22 protein-coding genes are annotated in these 26,566 nt (G+C 73.5%); 11 read left to right on the top strand and 11 right to left on the bottom strand.

Features of this window, described 5'->3' with window-relative positions; translation table 11 throughout:
• The first annotated feature begins 61 nt into the window (after positions 1 to 61).
• Positions 62 to 613, top strand: coding sequence for an HPP family protein (locus OG295_RS08735; RefSeq protein ID WP_371676379.1), 552 nt, complete (start codon positions 62 to 64; stop codon positions 611 to 613).
• Between the two features lie 71 nt (positions 614 to 684).
• Here the strand turns inward: OG295_RS08735 and OG295_RS08730 are convergent, their stop codons facing one another.
• Positions 685 to 1,110 carry a hypothetical protein gene (locus OG295_RS08730; RefSeq protein ID WP_371676378.1) on the bottom strand — a complete coding sequence of 142 codons (426 nt, stop codon included), beginning with the start codon at positions 1,108 to 1,110 and terminating at the stop codon, positions 685 to 687.
• A gap of 295 nt (positions 1,111 to 1,405) precedes the next feature.
• Between OG295_RS08730 and OG295_RS08725 the strand changes: the two genes are divergently transcribed.
• The 6 genes from OG295_RS08725 (at position 1,406) to recX (ending at position 8,428) form a co-directional block, all read left to right on the top strand.
• Complete coding sequence (locus OG295_RS08725; RefSeq protein WP_371676377.1) at positions 1,406 to 2,260, top strand: serine protease; 855 nt, start codon at positions 1,406 to 1,408, stop codon at positions 2,258 to 2,260.
• 163 nt (positions 2,261 to 2,423) lie between these two features.
• Positions 2,424 to 3,854, top strand: coding sequence for a rifampin monooxygenase (gene rox, locus OG295_RS08720; protein ID WP_371676376.1), 1,431 nt, complete (start codon positions 2,424 to 2,426; stop codon positions 3,852 to 3,854).
• 184 nt (positions 3,855 to 4,038) lie between these two features.
• Positions 4,039 to 5,241 (top strand): esterase/lipase family protein, encoded by a 1,203-nt coding sequence (locus OG295_RS08715; protein ID WP_371676375.1) that lies wholly within the window; start codon positions 4,039 to 4,041, stop codon positions 5,239 to 5,241.
• Positions 5,242 to 5,425: 184 nt separating this feature from the next.
• A complete protein-coding gene (locus OG295_RS08710; protein ID WP_371676374.1) occupies positions 5,426 to 6,493 on the top strand; it encodes a MerR family transcriptional regulator in 1,068 nt (355 codons plus the stop codon).
• Positions 6,494 to 6,742: 249 nt separating this feature from the next.
• The gene (gene recA, locus OG295_RS08705) at positions 6,743 to 7,852 is read left to right on the top strand and encodes a recombinase RecA (protein ID WP_371676373.1); all 1,110 of its coding nucleotides are present in this window, start codon (positions 6,743 to 6,745) and stop codon (positions 7,850 to 7,852) included.
• Positions 7,853 to 7,855: 3 nt separating this feature from the next.
• Complete coding sequence (recX, locus tag OG295_RS08700; protein WP_371676372.1) at positions 7,856 to 8,428, top strand: recombination regulator RecX; 573 nt, start codon at positions 7,856 to 7,858, stop codon at positions 8,426 to 8,428.
• Between the two features lie 248 nt (positions 8,429 to 8,676).
• On the opposite strand, the gene OG295_RS08695 is transcribed toward recX, so the two are convergent.
• From OG295_RS08695 to OG295_RS08660, 8 genes are all read right to left on the bottom strand, one after another.
• Positions 8,677 to 9,066: a rhodanese-like domain-containing protein gene (locus tag OG295_RS08695; protein ID WP_371676371.1), complete on the bottom strand. Its 390-nt coding sequence runs from the start codon at positions 9,064 to 9,066 to the stop codon at positions 8,677 to 8,679.
• Positions 9,063 to 9,614 carry a cysteine dioxygenase gene (locus OG295_RS08690; protein ID WP_371676370.1) on the bottom strand — a complete coding sequence of 184 codons (552 nt, stop codon included), beginning with the start codon at positions 9,612 to 9,614 and terminating at the stop codon, positions 9,063 to 9,065. The genes OG295_RS08695 and OG295_RS08690 overlap by 4 nt, the downstream gene beginning before the upstream one ends.
• A 76-nt stretch (positions 9,615 to 9,690) precedes the next feature.
• A complete protein-coding gene (locus OG295_RS08685; protein WP_311318651.1) occupies positions 9,691 to 9,777 on the bottom strand; it encodes a putative leader peptide in 87 nt (28 codons plus the stop codon).
• Between the two features lie 32 nt (positions 9,778 to 9,809).
• Entirely contained in the window at positions 9,810 to 11,408 is a 1,599-nt protein-coding gene (locus OG295_RS08680) for an FAD-dependent monooxygenase (protein ID WP_371676369.1), read from the bottom strand.
• Between the two features lie 152 nt (positions 11,409 to 11,560).
• Positions 11,561 to 12,439, bottom strand: coding sequence for an amino acid ABC transporter permease (locus tag OG295_RS08675; protein ID WP_037688914.1), 879 nt, complete (start codon positions 12,437 to 12,439; stop codon positions 11,561 to 11,563).
• Positions 12,436 to 13,110 carry an amino acid ABC transporter permease gene (locus OG295_RS08670; RefSeq protein WP_100660863.1) on the bottom strand — a complete coding sequence of 225 codons (675 nt, stop codon included), beginning with the start codon at positions 13,108 to 13,110 and terminating at the stop codon, positions 12,436 to 12,438. Before OG295_RS08670 ends, OG295_RS08675 begins: the two co-directional genes overlap by 4 nt.
• 84 nt (positions 13,111 to 13,194) lie before the next feature.
• Positions 13,195 to 14,049 carry a glutamate ABC transporter substrate-binding protein gene (locus OG295_RS08665; protein ID WP_371676368.1) on the bottom strand — a complete coding sequence of 285 codons (855 nt, stop codon included), beginning with the start codon at positions 14,047 to 14,049 and terminating at the stop codon, positions 13,195 to 13,197.
• Positions 14,050 to 14,146: 97 nt separating this feature from the next.
• A complete protein-coding gene (locus OG295_RS08660; RefSeq protein ID WP_371676367.1) occupies positions 14,147 to 14,932 on the bottom strand; it encodes an amino acid ABC transporter ATP-binding protein in 786 nt (261 codons plus the stop codon).
• Between the two features lie 268 nt (positions 14,933 to 15,200).
• Here OG295_RS08660 and OG295_RS08655 point away from each other — a divergent pair, with 268 nt between their 5' ends.
• Together OG295_RS08655 and OG295_RS08650 are read left to right on the top strand one after the other, a co-directional pair.
• Positions 15,201 to 15,923: a response regulator transcription factor gene (locus tag OG295_RS08655; protein WP_371676366.1), complete on the top strand. Its 723-nt coding sequence runs from the start codon at positions 15,201 to 15,203 to the stop codon at positions 15,921 to 15,923.
• Between the two features lie 10 nt (positions 15,924 to 15,933).
• Complete coding sequence (locus OG295_RS08650; RefSeq protein WP_371676365.1) at positions 15,934 to 17,346, top strand: ATP-binding protein; 1,413 nt, start codon at positions 15,934 to 15,936, stop codon at positions 17,344 to 17,346.
• On the opposite strand, the gene OG295_RS08645 is transcribed toward OG295_RS08650, so the two are convergent.
• Both OG295_RS08645 and OG295_RS08640 read right to left on the bottom strand, forming a co-directional pair.
• Positions 17,343 to 19,526, bottom strand: coding sequence for an endo-beta-N-acetylglucosaminidase (locus OG295_RS08645; RefSeq protein WP_371676364.1), 2,184 nt, complete (start codon positions 19,524 to 19,526; stop codon positions 17,343 to 17,345). The genes OG295_RS08650 and OG295_RS08645 overlap by 4 nt on opposite strands.
• Positions 19,527 to 19,535: 9 nt before the next feature.
• Positions 19,536 to 20,825: a glycosyl hydrolase gene (locus tag OG295_RS08640; protein ID WP_371676363.1), complete on the bottom strand. Its 1,290-nt coding sequence runs from the start codon at positions 20,823 to 20,825 to the stop codon at positions 19,536 to 19,538.
• A gap of 221 nt (positions 20,826 to 21,046) precedes the next feature.
• On the opposite strand from OG295_RS08640, the gene OG295_RS08635 reads away from it, so the two are divergent.
• Both OG295_RS08635 and OG295_RS08630 read left to right on the top strand, forming a co-directional pair.
• Positions 21,047 to 25,468, top strand: a complete 4,422-nt coding sequence (locus tag OG295_RS08635) for an NEW3 domain-containing protein (RefSeq protein WP_371676362.1) — start codon at positions 21,047 to 21,049, stop codon at positions 25,466 to 25,468.
• Positions 25,469 to 25,475: 7 nt separating this feature from the next.
• On the top strand, positions 25,476 to 26,561 hold the full coding sequence (locus tag OG295_RS08630) for a LacI family DNA-binding transcriptional regulator (RefSeq protein WP_371676361.1): 1,086 nt from the start codon (positions 25,476 to 25,478) through the stop codon (positions 26,559 to 26,561).
• Positions 26,562 to 26,566 lie beyond the last annotated feature (5 nt).

The following is a 26,566-nucleotide window of genomic DNA, read 5'->3' as shown; positions in this document are numbered from 1 at the left end:
CAGTCGATGTGGGGGTCGTCGTATAGGGCCGGAATGTGGCGGCCCGGTACACCTGGCGTTCATGAGCGTGGACACGACTACCGAACAGACCGCGACGGGCCGGCCGGCCGCCCTGCGCACGCTCGCCGGGCGGGCGCCCGCGCCGGTCGCGCCCGCCCGGGCGACCGCCCTGGTCAGTGGCGGGGTGGCGGCCGCGGCGCTGCTGGCGCTCGTCGGCATCGGCGCGCTGCTGCGCGAGCCCGTACTGATCCCGCCGATCGCGGCGAGCGCGGCCATCGTCTACGGGGTGCCCGTGCTGCCCCTGGCGCAGCCGCGCAGTGTCGTCGCGGGCCACCTCCTGTGCGCGGTGGTCGGCTACCTGGCGCTGGCGCTGCTCGGCGGCGCGCCGTGGGTGGCGGCGCTCGGGGCGGGGGTGGCGGTGGGGGTCATGACGCTGGCCCGGACCCCGCACTCGCCGGCGGCGGCGACCACCGTGGTGGTGGTGCTGCAGGCGCCGGACCCGGTGTGGTTCCTGCCGCTGCTGAGCGGTGCGGCGGTCGTGCTGGTGCTGGCGGGGATGGCGGCGTCGCGGGCGCGGCCGGGGGCCGTCCGGTATCCCGTGTACTGGTGGTGAGGCGGGGTGCGCGCCGGGGGCGGAGGGGGCTGGGGACGTGGTCCCCTCCGCCCGCCGGCTCGGGGTCACCGTCAGGCGGTGGGCTGGGGCTGCCCGTTCAGCAGGCCGACCAGCTGGTCCATCTCGCCCCGCCAGGTGCGGTGCACGTTCATCCGCGTCGGCTTCACGTGGCCGGGGAGCATGATGCGGAACGAGCTCCAGATGGCGTTGCGGTTGACGTCGGTGACGGTGCCGACGGCCTGGGCGGGCGGTATCGCGAAGACGATCTCCTGGGGGCGGTTGCTCATCCGGCTCGCCTTGTGGAGGACGACCGCCTGCTCGGTCACCGTGACGAAGTAGTAGGTCAGGAACGCCTGGCCGATGAGGCCGAGCATGCTCATCAGCCACACGCTGGGGCCCGCGATGGCCTGGATGGTGACGATGGGCCGGTCGGTGGGGTTCGCCTGGGTGAGGGCGTCTGCCACCTGCTGCTGGATCGTGGCCTTCTTGATGGCCATGGGTCCTCCTGAGCGGAATCTGGGTGCCCCCGTCGTCGGGGGCACCGCAGAGTACCGGCCATGAACAGGCCATATTCGGCCAGGTCGTGACGGTGGCCCTTGCGCCCCGGTATGGGGTCCGGTGTCCGGCTCGGGGGCCGTTGGGAGGGGTTGGGGGGAGAAGCGTTCAGGGCCCGGCCGCTCGCCCGTTCTTCAACTGTCAAGGCCCTCTTGTGAGTTGACTCAGGTCAACTGAGAATGCGCATGACAACCGAAGGATCTTCGGTCGCATTCGTCACCAGAGGGGAACCCCCACATGAACAAGCCTCTCACCGGCCTCCTGCTCTCCCTGCTCCTCACCGGAGCGGCGGCGGCGCCGGCCGTGGCCTCCGCCCCCCACGACACGGACCGGGCAACGGTCAAGAACCCGCAGGCCGTGGCCGTCACGTACGCGGGCACCGTCGCGCTCAGCAACTGTTCCGGCTCGGTCGTCCGCACCCCCGCCTCGCAGCCGAACGACCCCGCGCTCGTCCTCTCCAACGGGCACTGCCTGGAGACCGGCTTCCCGGCGGCCGGCGAGGTCCTGGTCAACCGCGCCTCCAGCCGCTCGTTCTCGCTGCTCAACGCTTCCGGCTCCAAGGTCGCGACGCTGCGCGCCAGCAAGATCGCGTACGGGACGATGACGGACACGGACGTCTCGCTGTACCAGCTGACCAAGACGTACGCGCAGATCCAGAGCCAGTACGGCATCGGCGCGCTCACCCTCAACGACGCCCACCCGGCGCAGGGTTCGTCGATCAAGGTGGTGTCCGGGTACTGGAAGCGCACCTACAGCTGCAGCGTCGACGGGTTCGCGTACCGCCTCAAGGAGGGCGCCTGGACCTGGAAGGACTCGGTCCGCTACACCTCGTCCTGCAACACCATCGGCGGCACCTCCGGCTCCCCGGTGATCGACACGACGACCGGCAAGGTCGTCGCCGTCAACAACACGGGCAACGAGGACGGACAGCGCTGCACGGACAACAACCCGTGCGAGGTGGACGAGAACGGCAACGTGACGGTCCGCCAGGGCATCAACTACGCCCAGGAGACGTACGTCCTCGTCCCCTGCATCGGCCCCGGCAACCAGATCGACCTGAACCGCCCCGGCTGCGTCCTGCCGAAGCCGTAGCGACGGCGTCGGTCGTCCCCGCCTGACCCCCGCACCACCCCGGCCCCGCCGACATCGACGTCGGCGGGGCCGGCCCGTTCCGGGCGGACTTGCGGCAAGGCCCGGTCGGTGCCGCAGAATCACCCATCGAAGCTATGACCTGCACGAACACAGGGGGAATGCAATGATCGACGTGATCATCGCGGGTGGTGGACCGACCGGGTTGATGCTGGCCGCCGAACTGCGGCTGGCCGGGGTGCGGACGGTCGTGCTGGAGAAGCTGACGGAGCCGTCCGGTCTGTCCCGGGCGCGCGGGCTGCACGTGCGCAGCGTCGAGGTGATGGACCAGCGCGGCCTGCTCGACCGGTTCCTGGCACACGGCGAGCGCTTCCAGGCCGGCGGCTTCTTCTCGGCCATCATCAAGCCGTGGCCCGACGGGGTGGACACGGCGCACCCGTACGGTCTCGCCATCGAGCAGACGGTCACCGAGCGGCTGCTCACCGAGCGGGCCGTGGAACTCGGGGCCGAGATCCGGCGCGGCGCCGAACTGGCCGGGCTGGCGCAGGACGAGGACGGGGTGGACGTCGAACTGGCCGACGGCACGCGGCTGCGCTCGCGCTTCCTCGTCGGCTGCGACGGCGGCCGCAGCACGGTGCGCAAGCTGCTCGGCGTCGGCTTCCCCGGCGAGCCGACCAAGGTCGAGACGCTGCTGGGCGACGTGGAGCTGACCGCGGAACCGGCGGAGCTGGCCGCCGTGATCGGGGAGATCCGCAAGACCCACGTCCGGTTCGGCGCCGTTCCCCTGGGCGGCGGGGCGTACCGCGTCATCGTGCCCGACGGGGGGCCGGTGCAGGACCGTACGACCGCGCCGACCTTCGCGGAGTTCACGGCGCGGCTCCGGGAGTTCGCGGGCACCGACTTCGGCGCGCACTCGCCGCGCTGGATCTCACGGGTCGGCGACGCCACCCGGCAGGCCGAGCGCTACCGGGTCGGCCGGGTGCTGCTGGCCGGGGACGCGGCGCACATCCACCCGCCGACCGCCGGGCAGGGCCTCAACCTCGGTGTCCAGGACGCGTTCAACCTCGGCTGGAAGCTGGCCGCGGAGGTCAACGGCTGGGCGCCCGCGGGGCTGCTGGACAGCTACCACGACGAACGGCACGCGGAGGGCGCCCGCGTACTGCACAGCACCCTCGCGCAGGGGGTGCTGCTCGGGGCGGATCCGGCCGCGCGGGCGCTGCGGGAGTTCGTCTCGCAGCTGATGGACTTCGAGGTGGTCAACCGGTACGTGACCGAGCAGATCACCGCGGTCGGGGTCCGCTACGACCTGGGCGAGGGGCACGACCTGCTCGGGCGGCGCATGCGGGACGTGGAGCTGAAGCAGGGGCGCCTCTACGAGCTGATGCGCGGCGGTCGCGGCCTGCTGCTCGACCGGACCGGCCTGCTGTCGGTGGCGGGCTGGGCGGACCGGGTCGACCACGTCGTCGATGCCGGCGGGGAACCGGACGCGCCCGCCGTGCTGCTGCGGCCGGACGGCCACGTGGTGTGGGTCGGTGCGGACCAGGAGGGCCTGTCCGTCCCGCTGCGGCGCTGGTTCGGCGCCGCCATCACCGGCTGAGTGCCCGGGGGATGGAACGGGCGAGCGATGAGAACAGGCCACGGGCACATGCCAGGGGCACTAAACCCATTCCGTGGGTGCTCCATCAAATGTGGTGAACCTTGCAGGTCAGAGGAGTGAAGCGGCCGAATCGCCCTCCATGATGACCTCGTCTCCCCCCACCCCTCCCCCAAGGAGTACGACCATGTCCGAGACGGCCGAGCCCAACGTCGGTTCGTTCACCCTCGGCGGTCCGCTGACCGCCGAACCCTCCGCTCCGATCGACGTACCGGAGCACGAGGAGTGGATCCTTCCGAACGGCTTCGCGTGGGTCTTCCTCGGCGAGGGCAACCGCCACCTCACCCGGCCCGTGATCATGGCCGACGGCTTCAGCCTCGGCCGCAGCAAGCTGGAGGTCCTCTACCAGGGGCTGGAGAGCGGCTTCCCGTTCATCAGCGAGCTGCGCCGGCGGGGCAGGGACGTGATCCTGCTCGGCTTCGAGGAGCGCACCGCGTCGATCCTCGACAACGCGCAGGCGGCCGAGGCGGCCATCCAGCGGGCCGTCGCCGAGCAGGTGGGCGAGACCCGCCTGGTCGTCGGCGGCTTCAGCATGGGCGGCATCGTCACCCGCTACGCGCTCGCCAGGCTGGAGACGCTCCGGATGGACCACCGGACCGGGCTGTACTTCTCCTACGACAGCCCGCACCGCGGTGCTTCCGTCCCGGTCGGGGTGCAGGCGTTCTCGCACTTCATCCCGTTCCCGAACGACTTCGCGAGGCAGATGAACAGCCCGGCCGCGCGCCAGATGCTGTGGCAGCACTACGACAAGGACACCGGCAAGATCGGCGTCGCCCCGGAGCGCACGGAGTTCCTGGCCGCCCTGGAGCGGGTCGGCGGCTGGCCGCAGATCCCGATGAAGATCGGCGTGGCCAACGGCCGCGCCGACGGGGTCGGCCTGCCGGACGTGGGACCCGGCGAGGTCGCGCTGCGGATCGACCGGATCTACCCGGGCACCACCTTCTACACCCAGGCCCAGGGCGACGACGTGACGGTCGCCTACCTCAACCGCAGGTTCCCCAAGGCCGAGAAGACCATTACGACCAGCGGCTTCCCGGAGATGGACGGCGCGCCGGGCGGAACCCTGCACACGTACGGGATCCTCGCCGAGGCGATGGAGAAGCTCGGCGGCAAGGCGGACCTGCGGCACGAGGACGTGTGCTTCGTCCCCGCGGTCAGCGCGGTCGCGGTCCGCGACGTCGAGGAGCAGGACGACCTGTACGCGCGCATCGACGCCATGAGCCCGGAGGAGAGCGAGCTGGACGACTTCCGCTGTTCGTCCACGACCACCGTGCACACGGCCATCACCGAGGAACTGGCCGTCTGGATCACGGACCGCCTCCCCGACTGATCCCCTCCGCGCGCCCACCGGGGCCGCCGCCCGCCCCCACCCGGGCGGCGGCGGCCCCGCCGTGCTCCGTGGAAGGTGTCTGACCGGTGGTGATCACTCCGGTGCGTCATCCGTATGGGGCAGCCGGAGCCGTATTGACCCTCGACCTTGTGCAGGGCCCAGAGTGCCGGGTGTGGAGAACGACATGCGCAGCATCGGCGAGATGGCCCGCGACAGTGGCCTGGGCGTGAGTGCCCTGCGGTTCTACGACCGTGCCGGTGTGCTGGTCCCGGCCTGGGTGGATCCGGTGAGCGGATACCGCTGGTACGGACCCGAGCAGCTCGAAGAGGCCCGGGTGCTGGCCCGCTTGCGCCGGGCCGGGATGCCGCTGGCGGACATCCGGCTGGTGCTGGCCAGCTGGTCCGGCGCGGACACCGACCTGGTCCGGAAGCTGCTCAAGGCACACCTGCGCCGCATCGAACGAGGGCTGTCCGATGCCCGCAGCGAGTTCTCCGCGCTCCAAGCACTACTCGGTCACAGGGAGAACGCCATGACTTCGCTCCGCATCGCCGCCGTCCGGCTGTCCATCGCCGCGCCCGAGCTGGCAGCCGCGCTGGACACGGTCCGTTTCGCGGTGAGCACCGACCCGGAGCTGCCCATGCTCGGCGGTGTCCTGTTCGACATCGAGGGGGAGAGCCTCCATGTCGTGGCCACCGACCGGTACCGCATGGCTGTCGCGCGGGCAGGCGTCGCCGGACACGACGGGAGCCGAGTGCAGGTCATCGTGCCCGCCCCGCTCGTCGACGCGATGCGGGCGCTGTCGGACGGCGAGGGACCCGTGCGGCTCTGCGTCGACGGTGGCCGCGTGACCCTGGAGGCCGGGGACAGGGAGGCGGCCGGTCAGTGCCTTGACCACGACTTCCCCGACTACCGTCGTCTCCTGCCGGCGGCCGGCGGACGCCGCGCCCTCGTCGAGGTGGCGGCCTTCCGGAAGGCCCTGGAGACCGGTCCTGTCCGTGTGGCCGAGGCGGGAGCGCCCGACCTCAGCGTGCTCAGGGTGGAGGGCGGCGGCGTGGTGACCCTCTGCGCGGACAGCGACGACGACCCGAACCGCGTCGCGGTCAACCGTGAGTTCCTGCTGAACGCGCTGGCCGCCGGAGCCCGGGACCGGCTGTTGCTGGAGCTCGGGGCCCCGACGGCGCCGATCGCGATCCGCCGGCCCGACGACGAGGGCACCTTCTCGATCCTGATGCCGGTCCGCCTGGAGGACTGACTGTACGTCCGCCCCGATCCGGCCCGCTCGCCCCATCGGACGCAGCCGGATCAGGGGCCGGCGAACCCAGGCCGGCGGCGCCGCTCAGCTGCGCGCGGCGCGCAGGGGAGGGGGCCGCTTGACAGGAAAATCGAACATCCATTCTGATGGGTTATCCACAGCCGGAACGGGTGTGGGAGCGCATTGTCAGTGGCAGGCGTTAGCGTCAATGGCGTGAAGCGATCGACTCAAGCAAACCGGGTGGAACCCATGGCAGGCACCGACCGCGAGAAGGCTCTCGACGCCGCGCTCGCACAGATTGAACGGCAATTCGGCAAGGGTGCGGTCATGCGCCTCGGCGACAAGCCGAACGACCCCATCGAGGTCATCCCCACCGGGTCGACCGCTCTGGACATCGCCCTCGGCGTCGGCGGGCTGCCCCGCGGCCGTGTGATCGAGGTGTACGGGCCGGAGTCCTCCGGTAAGACCACCCTCACCCTGCACGCCGTGGCCAACGCACAGAAGGCCGGCGGCACCGTCGCCTTCGTGGACGCCGAGCACGCGCTCGACCCCGAGTACGCCAAGGCCCTCGGCGTGGACACCGACAACCTCATCCTGTCCCAGCCGGACACCGGCGAGCAGGCGCTGGAGATCGTCGACATGCTGGTGCGCTCCGGCGCGCTCGACCTGATCGTCATCGACTCCGTCGCGGCGCTCGTGCCGCGCGCGGAGATCGAGGGTGAGATGGGCGACTCGCACGTCGGTCTCCAGGCCCGCCTGATGAGCCAGGCCCTCCGCAAGATCACGGGCGCGCTCAACCAGTCCAAGACCACCGCGATCTTCATCAACCAGCTCCGCGAGAAGATCGGTGTGATGTTCGGCTCGCCCGAGACCACCACCGGTGGCCGCGCGCTGAAGTTCTACGCCTCGGTGCGCCTGGACATCCGCCGCATCGAGACGCTCAAGGACGGCACCGACGCGGTCGGCAACCGCACCCGCGTCAAGGTCGTCAAGAACAAGGTCGCGCCCCCCTTCAAGCAGGCCGAGTTCGACATCCTCTACGGCCAGGGCATCAGCCGCGAGGGCGGCCTGATCGACATGGGCGTGGAGCACGGCTTCGTGCGCAAGGCCGGCGCCTGGTACACGTACGAGGGCGACCAGCTGGGCCAGGGCAAGGAGAACGCCCGCAACTTCCTGAAGGACAACCCCGACCTCGCCAACGAGATCGAGCGGAAGATCAAGGAGAAGCTGGGCGTGGGTGTCCGCAAGGACGCCGCCGGCGACGAGCCGGCCGCCGCATCGGCCGACTCCGCGGCCGCCGTGCCCGCCCCGGCGTCGAAGGCCAAGACGTCGGCCAAGGCCGCCGTCGCCAAGAGCTGACCCGTGCGGGAGCAGGAGAGGGGCGGCGCGAGCGGCGGGCGTGAGGGCCGCCAGGAGCTGCCGCCCCAGAGTCCCGAGGAGCAGGCGCGGGCGATCTGCCTGCGCCTGCTCACCGGGATGCCGCGGACCCGGCGCCAGCTCGCGGACGCCCTGGAGAAGCGGGGCATCCCCGAGGAGGTGTCGCAGGAGGTCCTCTCCCGGTACGAGGAGGTGGGCCTGATCGACGACGCCGCCTTCGCGGGGGCCTGGGTCGAGTCCCGGCACCGCGGCCGGGGGCTCGCCCGCCGGGCGCTCGCGCAGGAGCTGCGGACCAAGGGGGTGCACACCACCCTCGTGCAGGAGGCGCTGGAGCAGCTGGACTCCGAGCAGGAGGAGTGCACGGCCCGGGAGCTCGTGGAGCGCAAGCTCCGCTCCACCCGGGGCCTGGAGCGGGACAAGCGGATCCGGCGCCTCGCCGGGATGCTCGCCCGCAAGGGGTACCCGGAGGGCATGGCCCTGCGGGTGGTCCGGCGCGCCCTGGAATCGGAGGGCGAGGACGCCGACGACCTCGGGTACCCGGGGGGTCCCGGACTCTGAGGCCCGGGTCCTGAGTCCCGGGTCCCGCGACCTGGGCGTCTGCAACCCGGGCGTCCACGACCCGCGCGTCCGCAACCCGGGGCCGAGACCCCGGGCCCCGAATCCCCGGTCCGAGAGGGCCTCGGGTCCGAAACCCGCGTCCGAGACCGGGTTCCCGGAGCGGCTCGGAGATCCGGGGGGTGGCCTCGGGCCGCCGGGCTCCGGACGGAGCCGGGGCGGCGGCCCGAAACCGATGGGGCGGCCCGGCGTCAGGCGGGGACGACGGGGAGGCCGGCCGCCTTCCAGGCCTGGAAGCCGCCCGTCAGATCCGTCGCCCGGTGCAGCCCCAGGGCGTGCAGGGAGGCCGCGGCCAGCGTGGAGGCGTACCCCTCGTTGCAGATCACCACGACCGGGAGGCCGTGACCGGTGGCCTGCGGGAGACGGTGGGAGCCCTGCGGATCGAGCCGCCACTCCAGTTCGTTGCGCTCGACGACCACCGCGCCGGGGATCAGCCCGTCCCGCTCGCGCAGCGCCTGGTAGCGGATGTCCACCAGCAGGGCCCCGTCGAGGAACGCCTCGTGGGCGGCCCGCGGTGCGATGCGGGTGTAGCCCGCGCGGACCCGTTCCAGCAGCTCGTCGATGCCGACCGGGGCGCTCACTGCCAGTCCGCCGGGCGCTCGACCTGCTCCAGGGTGAGGACGGGTCCGCTGCGGCCGTAGCGGCGGATCAACGGCAGCGGCGGGTAGTAGGCGTGGACGGAGATCGCGTGCCCGTCCGGGGACTCGTTGAGGACCTCGTGGACGTGGTGCTCCCCGAAGCCGCGTCCCGCGCCCGCGGCCAGGGTGCGGCTGCGGTCCACTCCGGGAGCCAGCTCCAGGCTCTGCCAGCCCTCCGAGGGGAGCCGTACCGCCAGGGAGCGTTCGGTGAGCCGGCCCCGCGCGGTCGCGAAGGCGCCCCGGGACTCGGCGTGGTCGTGCCAGCCGGTGCCGGTGCCGGGAGGCCAGCCGATCAGCCAGGCCTCGCTGCCGCCCGGACCGTCGAGCCGGATCCAGGTGCGGCCCTCCGGATCCAGCGGCAGGGAGTCCACGACCGCCGGGTCGGCGGCGGTGCGCAGGGCGAAGGCGAGGAGATCCGCCGCAGTCGGCGCGGCGGTGCGGGCAGGGGCGTGCGCGGGGGCCGGAGCGTGCGTGGGCGCGGGGGCAGACATGCGATGACCGTCCTGGGGGTTCGCGAAAGGTGCGCGCGGGCCCGGAAGGGCACGGGGCGCGCGGAGGGAAGGCGAATCAGCAGGAAGGGCGACACACGCAGCCCGCGTAGCGGAGCAGGTCCATGTGGACCCTCCGCCACAGGCGTACGTCGTTGCCGGTCATGTCGGTGAGTGAACCACGCGTGCCCGGGAGCGTCAATCGATCACGGCTGTGGGCGTGGTGGAGGGAGCGGGGGAGGGAGCCGCCGCGGGGGCGCCGTCCGGGGCGCCGGCCCGGACCGCGTCCGCCGCCTTGTACAGCTCCGCCGGACGGACCCCTGCGAAGGTGGCCGCCAGGTGCCCGTCGGGCCGGACGAGGAGCACGGTGTGGGCCGGAGCCCCCGGGTAGGAGTCCGCGACCAGCAGCTCGGTGCGGACCGGGAGGGCGCTCACGGCCGCCGCGAGCCGGGGCATCAGCCCGGCGCTCTGCCAGTGCCGCCGGTCCCACACCCCGGTGCCCGGGGCGACGAGCAGGACCAGCAGCCGGCCGCGCCCCAGCAGGTCGCGCAGCGGCACGGTGGCCCCGTCGGGTGCCGTGACGGGTACGTTCGCCACCGGACCGCCCGGCTCCGTCGCCGTCGGTACCTCCCGTACGGCCACCGGCGGGGCGTACACCGGCTCCGCGCCGAGCGGGCCCCGGCCCAGGTGCCCGTCGGTGAGCAGGGCCTCGGCGGAACGCGCGGATCCGGGAAGCAGGGTGCGCAGGCCGCCGCCGCCCCGCAGGGCCGGCAGGGACTGGTCGGCGGCGCGCAGCCGGGCGGCGACGGCGGTGCGCCGCTCGCCCTCGTAGCTGTCGAGCAGGGCCTCGGAGGCGCCCTGGTGCCAGGCCAGGGCCAGCTTCCAGGCGAGGTTCTCCGCGTCGCGCAGCCCCTCCTCGACGCCCTGGGTGCCGAGCGCGCCCAGGAGGTGCGCCGCGTCCCCGGCGAGGAAGGCGCGGCCGTCGCGCCAGCGCCGGGCGAGCCGGTGGTGCAGGGTGTGCACCCCGGTGTCGATCAGGTCGTACGGGGGAGTGGTGCCCCCGCACCACCCCGCGAGGGTGTCCCGGATGAGGGTGACGAGGGCGTCCGGGGTGACCAGCTCGCCGCGCGCGGCCAGCAGCCAGTCCAGCCGCCAGACCCCGTCGGGCAGCGGCCGGGCGGTGACCTCCTCGGGCCCGGACGGCGGGTTGCGGTGCAGCAAGGCCTCGCCGGGCCAGGGCAGTTCGGCGCGCAGCGCGGCGACGGCGTGGCGTTCCACGGCGGTCCGCCCCGGGAAGCGGATGCCGAGCAGCTTGCGCACGGTGGAGCGGGCCCCGTCACAGCCGACGAGGTGGCTGCCGCGCCACCAGGTGGCTTCGGAGCCCCGGGTGTGCGCGGTGACCCCGCGGCCGTCCTGCTCCAGGGAGTCCAGCTTGCAGTCGGTGACCAGCTGGACGAGGGGGTGCGCGGCGGCGGCGTCGCGAAGGCCGCGCGTGAGGGCGTGCTGCGGGAGGTGCAGGGGCGCGGGCCCGTCCTCGAAGGTGATCCGGCGCATCTCCTGACGGCGCCGCATGGTGCGCCAGGCCGCGAAGTGCGCCCCCTCGTCGCGCAGGGTGGCGCAGCCCAGCCGGTGCACCATCGCGGCGGTGTCGCCGTGCAGGACGACGGAACGGGCGGGCCGGGGTTCGTCCTTGCCGGGCCCCTCGTCGAGGAGGACGGAGGGTACGCCGTGGCCGGCCAGGGCGAGGGACAGGGACAGTCCGACCGGGCCCGCGCCGACGACGATCACCGGGTCCATGGCAGGGCTCCCGATGTCCGGTATGTGATCACAGAACGTATGCAACCCACTGGAGGTGCCTGCGTCAAGTGACACCCGTCCGGACGTAGCGGTGTGGTGCGGCGGAAGACTCCGCCGCACCACACAGGTTACGTCTTGTCGCTGACCCGGCGTCAGACCGCCTGGCCGGTGGCCATGTCGCTGACCTCACCGGCGCCGACCACGGCGCCGGTGCTCTTGGTGGACTTGCGCAGCCGCCCCTCCAGCCAGGAGGCGAAGCTGGTGAGCGCGAAGTTCACCGCGATGAAGATCAGGGCGATGACCACGAGGGTGGCGATGGTGTTGCTGTAGTTCGCCGAGACCTGCCGGTTCGCCGCGAGCAGTTCGGTGAGGCCGAGCAGCGTGCCGCCGAGCGCGGTGTCCTTGAGGATCACCACGAGCTGGCTGACCAGGGCGGGCAGCATCGCGGTGACCGCCTGCGGGAGCAGGACGTAGACCATGGTCTGGCCCTTGCGCATGCCGATCGCCTTGGCGGCGTCGGTCTGGCCGCGGGGCAGGGAGAGCACGCCCGCCCGGAGGATCTCGGCGATTACCGACGCGTTGTACAGGACCAGGCCGGCCACGACCGCGTACAGCGGCCGGGAGTCGGAGGGCACCTCGGTGAACTGGACGAAGAAGGCCGAGCCGAAGAGCATCAGCATCAGCACCGGGATGGCGCGGAAGAACTCGACGACCGTGCCGACCGGGATGCGCACCCAGGCGTGGTCCGAGAGCCGGCCGATGCCCAGCAGGGCGCCCAGGGGCAGGGCTATGACCATGGAGATGGCCGCGGCCTTCAGGGTCACCAGCAGGCCGGGGATCAGGTAGGTGGTCCAGATCCGGCCGTCGGTGACGAAGGGGGTCCACTTGTCGGCGTCGAGCTGGTGCTTGTCCGCCATGGCCGACAGGACCCACCAGGCGAGGAGGCCGAGCAGGACCAGGAAGACCCCGGTGTAGATCCGGTTGCGGGCTTTGGCCTTGGGGCCCGGGACGTCGTACAGCACGGAGCTCATCGCTTCACCGCCACTCGCTTGGCCACCCAGCCCAGCAGCAGCCCGGTGGGCAGGGTCAGCAGACAGAAGCCGAGGGCGAAGATCCCGAAGACGGCGAAGAGCGCGTCCGCCTCGTTCTCGACCATTTCCTTCATCAGCAGGGCCGCTTCGGCCACGCCGATGGCCGCCGCCACCGTGGTGTTCTTGGTGAGCGCGATCAGTACGTTGGCGAGCGGGGCGACGACCGCCCGCCAGGCCTGGGGGAGCACGATCAGGGTGAGCACCTGCGTGAAGCTCAGCCCCAGCGCGCGGGCGGCCTCGGCCTGGCCGACGGGCACCGTGTTGATGCCCGAGCGCAGCGCCTCGCAGACGAAGGTGCCGGTGTAGGCGATCAGTCCGAGGACCGCGAGCCGGAAGCCGGTCTCCTTGAAGGTGCCGCCGCCCAGCGTGACGCCCATGGTCTGGTTCAGCCCCAGTGAGCAGCCGATGATCAGCAGGGTCAGCGGCGTGTTGCGGACCAGGTTGACGTAAGCGGTGCCGAAGCCCCGCAGCAGCGGGACCGGGCTGACCCGCATCCCGGCCAGGACGGTGCCCCAGATCAGGGAGCCCACCGCCGAGTAGAGGGTGAGCTGAACCGTCACCCAGAAGGCTCCGAGCAGGTCGTACTGCCCGGAATCAAGAAAGTCGAACACGTTGCCCTGCGCTCTCCCCAGAGTGGCCGGTGGGGCGCGCCGCCGCCCGCGGACGGGCGGGCGGCGGCGCGCCCCACCGGGAAATCAGCTGCCTTCGGTGATCTGCGGGGCAGGCTCGTTCTTGTAGTCGGCCGGGCCGAGGTTCTTCTTCACGGCCGCCTCCCAGGAGCCGTCCGAGACCATCTTCCGGAGCGCGGCGTTGATCTTGGTCTGGAGCTCCTTGTCGCCCTTCTTCAGACCGATGCCGTAGTTCTCGTTGCTCATCTTCAGACCGACGAGCTTGAACTTGCCCTTGTTCTTCTCCTGCGCGGCGTAGCCGGCCAGGATCGAGTCGTCCGTGGTCAGCGCGTCAACGGCCTTGTTCTCCAGGCCCGTCAGGCACTCGGAGTAGCCCGGGAGCTCCTGCAGGTCGGCGTCCTTGGCCAGGTCCTTCTTGACGTTCTGCGCCGAGGTGGAGCCGGTGACGGAGCAGAGCTTCTTCTTGTTGAGGTCCTCGACCTTGGTGATGCTGCTGTCGTCGGTGCGGACCAGCAGGTCCTGGTGGGCCAGGAAGTACGGGCCCGCGAAGTCGACCTTCGCCTTGCGCTTGTCGTTGATCGAGTACGTCGCGGCGATGAACTTCACGTCGCCGTTGGAGATCAGGTTCTCGCGCTCGGCGCTGACGGCCTGCTTCCACTCGATCTGGTCCGGCTGGTAGCCCAGCTCCTTGGCCACGTACGTGGCCACGTCCACGTCGAAGCCGGTGTACTTGCCGTCGGGGGTCTTCAGGCCCAGGCCGGGCTGGTCGAACTTGATGCCGATGACGATCTTGTCCGACTTGCCGCCGCCCGACGCGCCCGCGTCGGAGGCCGAGTCCTTCGAGCCGCCGCCGCAGGCGGTCGCGGTCAGGGCGAGGACGACGGCCGTGGCGGCGGCCGCGCCGACCTTGAGAACCTTCATGGTGAACTTCCCTCGGATGAGACGTTGTTGGACGACGAGCGGGGCACGTCGTGGCGACGGCGTGCGCCGTCGACCGGATCACTACCAGACGCGGGCGTCAGTGGTGCAGGATCTTCGACAGGAAGTCCTTGGCGCGGTCGCTGCGCGGGTTGCTGAAGAACTGTTCGGGCGTGGCCTGTTCGACGATCTTTCCGTCGGCCATGAAGACGACCCGGTTGGCGGCGGAGCGGGCGAAGCCCATCTCGTGCGTGACGACGACCATCGTCATGCCCTCGGCCGCGAGCTGCTGCATGACCTCCAGCACCTCGTTGATCATCTCCGGGTCGAGCGCCGAGGTGGGCTCGTCGAAGAGCATCACCTTGGGCTCCATCGCGAGCGCCCTGGCGATCGCGACGCGCTGCTGCTGGCCTCCGGACAGCTGGGCCGGGTACTTGTCGGCCTGCGAGCCGACGCCCACCCGGTCGAGCAGCGACTTCGCCCTCTCCAGGGCGGTCGCCTGGTCCGTCTTGCGGACCTTGAGCTGACCCAGCATCACGTTCTGCAGCACCGTCTTGTGCGCGAACAGGTTGAACGACTGGAAGACCATGCCCACGTCGGCACGCAGCCGGGCCAGTTCCTTGCCCTCGGCCGGCAGCGGCTTCCCGTCGAGCGTGATGCTCCCCGAGTCGATCGTCTCCAGCCGGTTGATCGTCCGGCACAGCGTGGACTTGCCCGATCCCGAAGGACCGATCACCACGACGACCTCACCGCGGGCAATGCTCAGATCGATGTCCTGAAGCACGTGCAGCGCGCCGAAGTGCTTGTTGACGTTGCTCAGTACGACCAGGCCGTCCGCGGCTCCCGCCGCGTCCTGAACGTCCTTGGTCACTGATACTCCGCTCATCGGCTTCTTGCTCCGTCCTCCGTCGGTTGGGAGGACAGTAGTGACGGGTTGCGCACAGCGTCATCACATCTGAGGGAGAATTGAGCATAACGATCCGGCCTCGCGCCGATACGCTCCGTACGTGACACCCGCCCCCGGCACGTTTCGCCCGTACCGGGTGGATAACAGAAGACTCGCCGGACCGTAACCCCCTTGACGTGGGACTCTTCATGGGCGTGGATGCAGGGTGCCCGTGTACACATCCAGGAATCGAGGAAAGGGGGACGCCATGAGACTGCTGCTCGTCGAGGACGATGACCACGTCGCCGCCGCCCTGTCCGCGATCCTCGCCCGGCACGGCTTCCAGGTGACCCACGCCCGCAACGGCGAGGAGGCCCTGCAGGCGCTGCTGCCGGCCGGTGCCCCGTCCGGCGCCTCCCCCTACGGGGTGATCCTGCTCGACCTCGGCCTGCCCGACCAGGACGGCTACGAGGTCTGCGGCAAGATCCGCAAGCGCACCGCCACGCCGGTCATCATGGTCACCGCGCGGGCCGACGTGCGCTCGCGCATCCACGGCCTGAACATGGGCGCCGACGACTACGTGGTCAAGCCCTACGACACCGGCGAGCTGCTGGCCCGCATCCACGCCGTCGCCCGCCGCACCGGGGGCTCCGAGGAGTCCGCCGCCACCGCCGGCGGCAACGGCACTCCGGCGCTGGTGCGGCTCGGCGCGGTCGCCATCGAGCTCCCGACCCGCCGGGTCAGCGTGAACGGCGCCGACGTGCCGCTCACCCGCAAGGAGTTCGACCTGCTGGCCCTGCTCGCGCAGCGGCCGGGCGTGGTCTTCCGCCGCGAACAGATCATCAGCGAGGTGTGGCGCACCAGTTGGGAAGGGACCGGCCGCACCCTTGAGGTGCACGTCGCCTCGCTGCGCTCCAAGCTGGGGATGCCCGCGCTCATCGAGACCGTCCGCGGGGTGGGCTACCGGCTCGTCACCCCGGCCGCGCCCTAGGGGTCCCGCCGTGCGTGCCCGGCTGCTCCCGCTCCTCGTCGTCCTCATGGCGGGGGTGCTGCTCGCGCTCGGCTTCCCCCTCGCCGTCAGCCTGGCCGCCGCCCAGCAGCAGAAGGTGGTCGTCGACCGGATCGACGACAGCGCCCGCTTCGCGGCCCTCGCCCAGTTCGTCATCGACGCCGAGGGCTCCGGTTCCACCGGCGCCGACGAGCGCCGCGACACCCTCCAGCTGGAACTCGCCCGCTACCACGAGCTGTACGGGATCCGCGTCGGGATCTTCTACCGCGACGACAACGCCATGGTCCGCGCCCCCGGCTGGTGGCAGCTCCCCGAGTCGGGGGAGGGCCGTCGGGCCTTCGAGGAGGCGCTCGCCGGACGCCGCAGCCACGACCCCGGGCAGGTGTGGCCCTGGCAGACCGACGGCAAGCTCCTCGTGGTCTCCCCGGTCGTGCTCGACGGGGACGTCGTCGCCGTCGTCGCCACCGAATCACCCACCGAACAGATGCGCGGCGCGATCCTGCGCGGCTGGCTGATCATCGCCGCCGGCCTCGCCGCCGCCATGCTGCTCGCGTTCGGCGCGGCCCTGCGCCTCACCGGCTGGGTCCTCAAGCCCGTGCGGACCCTGGACGCGGCCGCGCACGGCATCGCCACCGGCCGGATGAACTCCCGCGTCGCGGCCTCCGGCGGCCCTCCGGAACTCCGCCGCCTGGCCCGTTCGTTCAACGAGATGGCCGACAACGTCGAAGAGGTACTGGAGCAGCAGCGGGCGTTCGTCGCGGACGCCTCCCACCAGCTGCGCAACCCGCTCGCCGCGCTGCTCCTGCGCATCGAGCTCCTCGCCCTCGAACTGCCCGAGGGGAACGAGGAGATCGCCTCCGTGCGCACCGAGGGCAAACGCCTCGCCCAGGTCCTGGACGACCTGCTGGACCTGGCGCTCGCCGAGCACGCCTCCGCCGAGATCAGCCTCACCGACATCGGGGCCCTCACCGCCGAACGGGTCGCCGCCTGGCGGCCGTACGCCGAGGAGAAGGGCGTACGGCTCACCGAGACGGGCCGGACCGCCGTCACCGGCTGGGCCGACCCCATCGCGCTCTCCAGCGCCCTCGACGCCGTCATCGACAACGCCCTGAAGTTCACGCCGGAGGGCGAGGAGGTGCAGGTGTCGGTCGCCGTCGAGGGCCGCAGCGCGCTCGTCGTCGTCGCCGACCGGGGGCCCGGCCTGACCGAGGAGGAGCTGCTGCGCGTCGGTGACCGCTTCTGGCGCAGCGGCCGCCACCAGAACGTCAAGGGGTCCGGGCTCGGGCTCTCCATCTCCCGCGCCCTGCTCGCCTCGGGCGGCGGGACCCTCTCCTACGCGACGAACCCTCCGCACGGGCTGCGCGTCACGGTCGCCGTCCCGCGCACCGAGCCCCACACCGGCTAGCCGGCCCGCCAGGGCAGGGTGGTGCGGGCCGGTGCGGAGGCGGCGTACGTCTCGTCGACGGCCCTCAGCTCGAAGGCGGCCGCCCGCTCCGTGCCGGCGCGGGTGACGGAGGGGAGGTGGAGGGCGGTCCCGCAGGTGCCGCCGAGGAAGCGGCGGGTGCCGTCCGGGAGGAGGCGGTGCAGCTCGTAGTGGCGGACCGGGCCCGGCGCCCGCTCCCAGGAGAGGCGGAGCTCGGCTTCCGCGCCCCGCCGGGCCGCGGCGTCGACCTTCAGGTGCGCGGGAGCGGCCGGGGGCCGATGGCGGTCGGTGTCGCGCAGCGTCAGGGCGCCGAGCCGCCAGGACACCGCCTTCTTCCCGGGCACGGTGATCCGTACGGCGAGGGCGTACGCGGTCTTCCCGGCCAGCGGCGCGAGCGCCACGCGGGAGGTCCGCCACCCCCGGCCGCCGCCCGGCCCGGCCGCCGCCAGCCAGGTGTACGGCACGGGCTCGCCGGGGCCGGCCGCCTCCCGGGTCGCGACACCGAGCTCCACCGACGCCCCGCCGGAGTGGACGAGCTCCGCGACCGCCCCGGGGGTCAGCGCCAGCCGGGTGGCGTGCAGGCCGATCGACGCGGGTGCGGCGAGGTTCCCGGCGACGAGCAGGCTGGAGCCGCCGCGCCAGGCTTCCGCGAAGTCCAGGGTCACCGAGGGGCGCTCCCCGGCGGTGTCCACCACCCAGCGGCGGCCGGGGAGCCGGTCCTGGAGCCCGAGGTGGTTCCAGGGCGTGTCGGAGGCGACCGCGCCCCCCTCGTACCAGCGCAGTCCGTGCCCGGTGTTGAACGAGCAGCCGAAGGGCAGGGCGGCGACCGTGGACCGGTCGGTCACCGCCGTGGCCGGGGCCCGCCAGCCGGACGGGGGCTCGGGCGCGGGACGGGCCGGATCCAGGGACTCGCCCGTCCAGAACCGGTCGTCGGCCCGGTGGAAGGCGCCGGGCGAGCGGTCGGTGAGGTGGTTGCGGGTCCACTCGGGCCGGTACAGGCCGAGGCTGACGACGTGGTCGCGGTCGCGCGGGAGGATCGCGTCCCAGTCGACCCGGGTGTCCCAGCCGCGGGACTCCGTGTCCACGGCCGCCCACAGCTCGTGGCGGGAGCGGCCGAGGCGCTCGGCGAGCGCGGCCGACTCCGCCAGGCTCCGCGCGGTCCAGCGGAAGTCGACGAACAGAGAGTCGGTGACCTTCCCCGACCGGTCCTCGAAGAACTCCTGGTTGAGCGCGTTCAGGGCACCCTGCCAGCCGACCCGGCCGGTGCTGTTCATGGCGTCGTACCAGGTGATCCGCAGCCCGTGCGGGGAGCCGGCCGCCCGCAGGGCGTGCAGGAACTCCCGGGTCCGGGTGGCGAGCGCGCCGTCCCCGCCGTCCGTCTCGGCGTTGACGAACCAGCCGTCGAAGCCGTACGCGCGGGCCACCTCGACGAGCCGCTCCGCCAGCGGGAAGCGGCCGAGGGGGTCCCGCCGGACCAGGTCGCGGGTCCACTGGAGGTCCCCGCCGTAGGCGACGGGCGGCAGGAAGACGTTCCCGAGGACCGGGACCCCGTTGCGGTGGGCGGCGTCGACCACCGGCGCGTTCGGGGCGAGGACGATGCCCTCTCCGGCGGAGCCGCCCCAGAAGACCAGCTCGTCCAGGTACGCCCAGTGGCTCAGGGCGTAGTGGTCGGCGGTCGCCGAACCCTGGGAGGGATTGCCCGCGGTGGGACCGAAGGAGACCAGGGCGGAGATCCGGGCCCGGCCGGCGCGGGCGGTGCGGTTCGCCGGCACCGGGGCGAACCGCGGGGCCAGCGGCACGGACGCGGTGTTGTGGGCCAGGTCCGGGTCGGACCCGGGGGACCAGTCGGCGAGGGAGCGCCAGACGATGCCGGGGCCCGGGGTGCCGGAGGGGAGCGACTCGGGGAACCAGTAGGAGGCGTACGGGGCCAGGGCGGGCGGCGGTGCGGCCGGGACGGCGCCGGAGGCCGGGGCGGGGGCCGGCGCCGCGGAGGCGGGCCGGGGCAGGGCGGCCGCCCCCGCCCCGGCGGCACCCGCGGCCAGGAGCGCGCGCCGGGTGGGGCGCGCGGCGGGCCGGGCGGCGGGCGCTGCCGCAGCGGCGGGGGTGGGGGAGGTCGCGGTGGCGGGGGTACGAGGATCGGCGCCGTTGCAGGTCTCGGACATGCGGGCTCCTCACGAGGGGGAAGGGGGTCGGATCACGTCGTGCACGCGCAGTACTTCGGTGATGCCGCGTTCGGCCAGCCGGGCCGGGTCCCCGGCGTGCTCCTCCAGGACCACTGCGGGGCGCACCCCCCGCGCCGCCAGCACCGCCCAGGCCTCGAAGAACGCGCCGCCCGGGGCGCAGGCCGCCCGCCCGGGGGCCGCCTCGTCCGTCCCGGTCCCGCCCGCGTCCAGCGCGAGCGCGGTGGACCGTAGGGCGGGGCGGTGCTCCCGGCCCCGCCAGGCCCCGGCGATCCGCGCGACGGCGGCCGCGACGGGCTTGGCGCGGCGGTCGTTGGTGAGCAGCCCGAGGCCGTACTCCAGCTCCGGGAAGTCCGCGAGCTCCCTGGACACGTCGTGCGAGCACCACCAGGTGACGCCCCACAGGTCCGGGCAGTCCAGCGCGGCGGCCACGGTGGCCTCGGAGAACCGCGCCGCGTGCTCGGGCGGGACCAGCGGCGCGGGCGCCCCGACCTCCTGGAGCCACACCGGGCGGCGCGGGTCCGCGGCCCAGGCCTTGGACAGTTCGATCAGGTACGCGGCGTGGTGCTCGGTGGCCGTCCCGCTGCGGCCGTGGCGCTGCGCGGTGCCGTTGAACACCCACGAGTGCACGGCGGTGGCCCCGCCGAGCCGGGCCGCCTGGGCGGGCGTGAAGGGGTGGCCCTCCCGGTACCAGACGGCGTCGTACTCGGCGTGCAGGTGCAGCCGTCCCGGCGCGCCCCGCTCGCAGGCGGCGAGCATCCGGCCCAGCCAGTGGGCGGCCTGCGCCGGGGTGATCCGGTCGGGGTCGGGGTGGGGGGCGTCGGAGAACTGGTTGATCTCGTTGCCGACGGTCATGCCCAGGAAGTTGGGCCGGTCTGCGAGGGCGCCGGCCAGGGTGCGCAGGTACTCCTCCTGCCCGGCCACGACCTCCGGGTCGGTGAAGATGCCGCGCCGGTGCCAGGTCCCGGTCCAGGCGGGCAGGAAGTCGAAGCTGGACAAGTGCCCCTGGAGACCGTCCACGTTGACGTCGAGGCCGCGCTCGGCGGCCGCGTCGGCGAGCGCCACGAGCTGTTCGACGGCCCGCGGCCGGATCAGGGTGCGGTTCGGCTGGAACACCGGCCACAGGGGGAACACCCGCACATGGTCCAGACCGAGCGCTGCGATGGAGTCGAGGTCGGCCCTGACCTCGTCGAGGTCGAAGTCCAGCCAATGGTGGAACCAGCCCCGGGTCGGGGTGTAATTCGCGCCGAAACGCAGGGTCCGTGGGGCCGCCTGGTGCATGAAAGGTCCTGGAGTTCAGGGGAATTCGCCGGATGCGCATAAGCTGCCGCGCCCCGTCGGGGAAGTCAACAGGGCCTTCACGGCCGCCATTCCGATCACGGCGCGTGCGCTGCTGCTTAAGCGCTTCAGTCCCGTTGACAGAAGGGCTGTGGGTGAGGAACCTGAGTGCGCTAATGCGGTTTAGTTGATTTGCCTTCGGCCGCACGAGGAAGGGTGCGCAAATGGACAGCGGTATTTCGGTCACGTCCGTGACCACCCCGGCCCTTTTCGTCGGCCCGTCCGCATCCCCCGTGCAGGCGGTGCGGATCTGCGTGCGCAGGAGCCGCCCCGCCGGCCCGTTGTGCGTCACCGTGCGCGGCCCCGGCCTGCACACCCCGCATCCCCGCCTGTTGCGCGCCGACACCGCCGAGGAGTGCGCCGGCGGGGCTGCGGGGTCCACCGTCGAGGTCGGCGTCGACACCGCCGGCGCACCGCCCGGCATCCGGATCCCGGCCACCGCCCGCGTCGCCACCCCCGACGGACGGACCCTGGCCGAGCTGCCGTTCACCCTCACCGTCGCCGAACCGGGCTGGACCGTACGGCTCGTCCCGCACTTCCACTACGACCCCCTGTGGTGGAACACCCAGGCCGCCTACACCGCCCTGTGGGACGCCCCGCCCGCACCCGGCGCGCCCCGACCCGCCTGGGAGTACGTCGGAGTCCCCGCCTTCACCCTGGTCCCGCTCCACCTCCAACAGGCCCGCGACGACCCCGCGTACCGCTTCGTCCTCTCCGAGACCGACTACCTCAAGCCGTACTGGGACGCCCACCCCGAAGACCGCGCCGAACTGCGCGCCCTCATCGCCGAGGGCCGCCTGGAGATCGTCGGAGGCACCTACAACGAGCCCTCCACCACCCTCACCTCCGCCGAGAGCACCGTCCGCAGCGCCGTCCACGGCCTGGCCCTGCACCGCGCCACCCTCGGCGCCGACCCGCGCACCGCCTGGCAGCTCGACGTGTTCGGCCACGACCCCTCCTTCCCCGCCCTGATGGCCGGCTGCGGACTCGACTCCGCCGTCCTCGCCCGCGGCCCCCACCACCAGTGGGGCCCGATGATGGACGCCTGGGGCGAGGCCCTGCGAGCGCCCGCCGCGATGCAACTGCCCGCCGAGTACGAGTGGATCGCGCCCGGCGGCGAGGGTCTGCTGCTGCACTACCTGCCCGCGCACTACTCCGCCGGCTGGCCCTCCCACCGGGCACCGGACGCCGAAGCCGCCGCCGAACGGCTGCTGGAGCTCTACGAACTGCTGCGCCCCGCCGCCGCCACGAAGAACGTCCTGATCCCGATGGGCACCGACTTCTCCTGGCCGCACCGCTGGGGCCTGGACGTGCAGCACGCCTGGAACCGCCGTTACCGCTGGCCGCGCATGGAACACTCCGGTCCGCGCGCCCACTTCGACGCCGTCCGGGCCGAACTCGCCGCACGGGGTGAGCGGCCGCTGCCCGTGACCCGGGAGATGGGCCCCGTCTACACCGGCAAGGACGTCAGCTACGCCGATGTGAAACAGGCCCACCGCGCCGCCGAGAACCTCCTGGAGCAGGCCGAGGCCTTCGCCGCGCTCGCCTGCGCCGAGGGGCTGCTGACCCACCCGGGCCACACCCTCGCCAAGGCGTGGCGGCACCTGCTGCACGCCGCCCACCACGACGCCGTCACCGGGACCTTCTCCGACCAGGTCTACCTGGACCTCCTGCCCACCTGGCGGGAGGCCCACGAACTGGCGGGCGCCGTACGGGAGGAGGCGCTGGCAGCGCTCACCGCCGCCGCCGACACCCGCGGTCCCGGCCCGCTCGCCGTGACCGTGCACAACCCGCTGTCGTGGACCCGGACCGATCTCGTACGGACCCGGGTGGACCTGGCCGCGGTGGGGCTGACCGCTGACGGGGCCGCCCGCCTGGCCGTGCTCGACGCCGAGGGACGCGCCGCCGCCGTCCACCTGGAGGCCGTGGGGGGCGGGGGCGCGCACGTGGTCTTCCTCGCCGCGGACGTGCCCCCGCTCGGCCACCGCACCTGGTGGCTGGCGGCCTCGCCGGAGCCGCTCTCCGGCGGGTGGGCGCCCGCGGCCGGTACCGCGGTCGAGAACGGCCTCTTCCGCGCCGAGGCGGACCCGGAGCGCGGCGGCGGCCTCACCCGGCTGCTCCACCGGCGCACCGGCCAGGAGATCATCACCCCCGGTGAGGTGGACGAACTGGTCGTCCAGGAGGAGCACGCGCAGCACCCGTACTTCGGCGAGGGGCCCTGGCACCTGCTGCCCAAGGGGCCCGGCACCGGTTCGGGCGGCGCGCCCGCGCGGTCCTGCCGGGCGGAACGGGGGCCGCTGGGCTCGCGGATCGTCTCCGAGGGGCGGACCGGTCCCGTCCGCTGGACCCGCGTGACCACCCTGTGGGACGGCCTGGACCGCGTCGAACTGACCACCCGCGTCGACTTCGAGGGCAGCGACACGCTGCTGAGGCTGCGGATACCCGCCGACGTGCCCGGGGCGCTGCCGGTCGCGGAGACCGCCGCGGCGGCGGTCGGGCGCGGCTTCGCCTTCCCGGAGGCGGATGCCGGGGCCGATCACACCCGGGCGCCGTGGACCCTGGACAGCGCCTGCCTGAACTGGTTCGCCCTGTCGGCGCCCCTGACCGGGCCCGGCGACCGCGCCGACGCGGGCGGTGCCGGTGGTGCCGGTGTCGATGGGGACTGCGCCGACGGTGTCGGCCGGGCGTTGGGGGCCTGCGAGATCGTGCTGCCGGAGGGTGCGGCTCCGCCCGGCCTGCGGGAGCTCGTCACCGCCCTGGGCCGCCTCGGTGTCACGGCGACCCCGACCCGGCCCGGCGGGCCGCGCTGGGGCGACCTGGCGGTGGACAGCAGCCTGCCGGACTTCCGCATCGCGCTCGGGGGCCCCGGGCGGAACCCCTTCACGGCGACGGTGCTGGCCTCGGCCGGTCCCGCGTACGGGCGTGCGCTACGGGAACACGCGCGGGCCTGGATCCCCGCCCGGGCCCCGCTGCGGGAACTGTGGGTGCCCGGCTGCGACCTGACCGGCCCGCGCGACCTGCCGGTGCTCGTGCACACCGGGCCGCCGGGGCGCCTGGCCGCGGACCTGACCACGACGGGCCGCCTGGTCCCGCCGCCGCCGGCCCTCGCCGGGGACCGGCCTGGAGAGCGCGCCGGGGAGCGGCCGGAAGGGCACGCCGAAGACCCCGCCGGGGACCGGGCTGGAGACCACGCCGAAGACCCCGCTGGGGACCGGCCCGGAGGCCACGCCGGAGACCGCCCCGGAGCCGTCGTACGGTCCGTGGCGGCCGCCCCGGCGCCGGTGGCCGGGCCCCGCGAAGTGCCGTACGCGGGGCGGACGGTCGGGGTCCTCGTTCGCGGGACGCCCAGCTTCGCGATCGACACACGGGGCCGCCTCCACAGCACCCTGCTGCGCTCCTGTACCGGCCGCCCCAGCGGGGAGTGGATGGACCCGCCCCGCCGCACCACCCCCGACGGCAGCTCCTTCCAGCTCCAGCACTGGACCCACGTCTTCGAACACGCCCTGGTCGCCGGCCACGGGGACTGGCGGGAGGCCGATCTGCCGCGCCGCGGGCGGGAGTTCAACAAGCCGCTGACCGCCGTGACGGCCGCCCCCGGCCCCGGGCCGCGTCCGCCCGCCCGGTCCCTCCTCGTCGTGGAACCGGCCGACCGGGTCCTCGTGGAGGCGGTGAAGAGGGCCGAGGGCGGCGCTGACCTCGCCGTCAGGCTGCGCGAGACCCACGGCCGCCCGGCCTTCCCGGTCGTGGCCCGGTCGGCGGAGCCAGCGGGTGACGCCGTCGAGGCCGACCTCCTGGACCGGCCGCGGGGCCCCTTCGGCGGACGCGTCGACGGCGCCGCCACGACCACCCTGCTGCTCCCCACCCGCTCCGGCATGCCCGCGCGGGCCGGCGAACGCGAGCCGATCCAGCCCGTGTTCAGCCGCTACTGGCTCCACAACACCGGCACCGCCCCGCTCGGCGACGCCCCCTGGACGGTGACCTGCCGGGGAACCCCCGACGACGCCACCGTCACCGCGGCCGCGCACGGAGCCGCCGCGGGCCCCGTCACCCTGGAGGTCCGCGCCCCCGACGGCTGGCGGGCCGCCTGGACCCGCCGGACCCTGGAGCTCCCGCCGGGCGGCCACGCCCGGATCCCCCTCACCGTGCGGCCCGACCCCGGCGCGGCCCCGGGGGAGCACCTGGTCCGGGTCCTCGCCGCCACCCCGGAGGGGGAGTTCGAGGACGCCCTCACCGTCACCGTCCCCGGCGGCCCGGTGCCGGCCCGGCTCTGGGTCCGGGTCATCGGGCCCGCGGTCACCGTGGCCCCGGGCGAGCGGGTCCGTGTACGGGTCCGGGTCGGCAGCACCGGGATCCGCAGCGCCCTCACCGGTACCGCGTACCTCGCCTCCCCGTACGGCACCTGGCGGCTCGCCGGGCCCGCCGCGCAGCCCCTGTGCGTGCGGCCGGACCGCCCCGCCGAGCCCTCGTTCGAGATCGCCCCGCCCCTCACCACCGCCCCCGGGAGGTACTGGCTGGCGGTGAAGGCGGCCTGTCAGGGCAGGATCGCGTACGGTCCGCCCATCGCAGTCCACGTCACCGAGGGATGAGGCAGGCATGGCCCGCAGACCCACCATCAAGGACATCGCCCGTCGGGCCGGCGTGTCGGAGAGCGCCGTCTCCTTCGCGCTCAACGGCCGCCCCGGGGTGTCCGAGCAGACCCGTGCCCGGGTCCGCCGGGTCGCCGAGGAGCTCGGCTGGCAGCCCAACAGCGCGGCCCGCGCCCTGTCCGGCGAGCGCTCCGGCGCCGTCGGCCTGGTCCTGGCCCGTCCCGCGCACACCCTCGGCGTCGAATCCTTCTTCCTCCAACTGGTCTCCGGCATCCAGGAGGTGCTCTCCGCCGAACGGATCGCGCTGCTCTTCCAGGTGGTCGAGGACATCGAGGCCGAATGCGCCGTCCACCGACGCTGGTGGGCCGAACGCCGCGTGGACGGGGTCCTCGTCGTGGACCCGCGTACGAGCGATCCGCGCCCGGAACTCCTCGCCGGACTCGGCCTGCCCGCCGTCCTGATCGGCGGCGACGGCGACGGCGACGGGGACGGCGACGGCGGCGAGGGCGGGGTCGGGGTCGGGGGCGGCGGACAGCCGTCCGTGTCCCGCGTCTGGGCCGACGACTCCCGCGCCATGACCGAGGTCCTGGACCACCTCCACGGGCTCGGCCACCGCCGCATCGTCCACATCGCGGGCCTGCCCGGCCTGGCCCACACCGCCCGACGCGTCGCCGCGCTGCGCGCCGAGGCCGAACGGCTCGGACTTCCGGCGGGGCAGGTGCGTTCCGTGCCCACCGACTACTCCGACAGCGAGGGCGCCGCCGCCACCCGCCGGGTCCTCGCCGAACCGGAGCCGCCCACCGCCCTCGTCTACGACAACGACGTGATGGCGGTGGCCGGCAGCGCCGTCGCCGCCGAGCTGGGCATCCCCGTCCCCGGCCGGCTCTCGATCGTGGCCTGGGACGACTCCGCCCTGTGCCGGGTCACCCACCCGCGGCTGACCGCCCTGGTCCGCGACACCGCCGGATTCGGCCGGCTCGCCGCCGAGGAACTCCTGGCCGTCCTCGCCGGTGGCCCGCCCCGCGCCCGGGAGAGCGAGCTGCCCCGGCTGGAACCCCGCGAGAGTACGTCCCCGCCCCCGGCCGCATACTGAAATCC

Origin of the sequence: Streptomyces sp. NBC_01276, assembly GCF_041435355.1 — a bacterium.
In the GTDB taxonomy this organism is placed as follows: Bacteria; Actinomycetota; Actinomycetes; order Streptomycetales; family Streptomycetaceae; genus Streptomyces.
The sequence above is the reverse complement of the archived record's forward strand: the minus strand, read 5'-3'. Positions and strand labels throughout refer to the sequence as shown.

Bases quoted from the DNA above. Each gene is read 5' to 3' on its own strand.
- OG295_RS08710 (WP_371676374.1), top strand. From the start codon at position 5,426: ATGCGCAGCATCGGCGAGATGGCCCGCGACAGTGGCCTGGGCGTGAGT.
- OG295_RS08655 (WP_371676366.1), top strand. From the start codon at position 15,201: ATGAGACTGCTGCTCGTCGAGGACGATGACCACGTCGCCGCCGCCCTG.
- OG295_RS08630 (WP_371676361.1), top strand. From the start codon at position 25,476: ATGGCCCGCAGACCCACCATCAAGGACATCGCCCGTCGGGCCGGCGTG.
- OG295_RS08680 (WP_371676369.1), bottom strand. From the start codon at position 11,408: ATGGACCCGGTGATCGTCGTCGGCGCGGGCCCGGTCGGACTGTCCCTG.
- OG295_RS08735 (WP_371676379.1), top strand. From the start codon at position 62: ATGAGCGTGGACACGACTACCGAACAGACCGCGACGGGCCGGCCGGCC.
- OG295_RS08690 (WP_371676370.1), bottom strand. From the start codon at position 9,614: ATGTCTGCCCCCGCGCCCACGCACGCTCCGGCCCCCGCGCACGCCCCT.
- OG295_RS08665 (WP_371676368.1), bottom strand. From the start codon at position 14,049: ATGAAGGTTCTCAAGGTCGGCGCGGCCGCCGCCACGGCCGTCGTCCTC.
- OG295_RS08660 (WP_371676367.1), bottom strand. From the start codon at position 14,932: ATGAGCGGAGTATCAGTGACCAAGGACGTTCAGGACGCGGCGGGAGCC.
- OG295_RS08675 (WP_037688914.1), bottom strand. From the start codon at position 12,439: ATGAGCTCCGTGCTGTACGACGTCCCGGGCCCCAAGGCCAAAGCCCGC.
- OG295_RS08715 (WP_371676375.1), top strand. From the start codon at position 4,039: ATGTCCGAGACGGCCGAGCCCAACGTCGGTTCGTTCACCCTCGGCGGT.
- OG295_RS08725 (WP_371676377.1), top strand. From the start codon at position 1,406: ATGAACAAGCCTCTCACCGGCCTCCTGCTCTCCCTGCTCCTCACCGGA.
- OG295_RS08645 (WP_371676364.1), bottom strand. From the start codon at position 19,526: ATGTCCGAGACCTGCAACGGCGCCGATCCTCGTACCCCCGCCACCGCG.
- recA (WP_371676373.1), top strand. From the start codon at position 6,743: ATGGCAGGCACCGACCGCGAGAAGGCTCTCGACGCCGCGCTCGCACAG.
- rox (WP_371676376.1), top strand. From the start codon at position 2,424: ATGATCGACGTGATCATCGCGGGTGGTGGACCGACCGGGTTGATGCTG.
- OG295_RS08685 (WP_311318651.1), bottom strand. From the start codon at position 9,777: ATGACCGGCAACGACGTACGCCTGTGGCGGAGGGTCCACATGGACCTG.
- OG295_RS08635 (WP_371676362.1), top strand. From the start codon at position 21,047: ATGGACAGCGGTATTTCGGTCACGTCCGTGACCACCCCGGCCCTTTTC.
- OG295_RS08730 (WP_371676378.1), bottom strand. From the start codon at position 1,110: ATGGCCATCAAGAAGGCCACGATCCAGCAGCAGGTGGCAGACGCCCTC.
- OG295_RS08640 (WP_371676363.1), bottom strand. From the start codon at position 20,825: ATGCACCAGGCGGCCCCACGGACCCTGCGTTTCGGCGCGAATTACACC.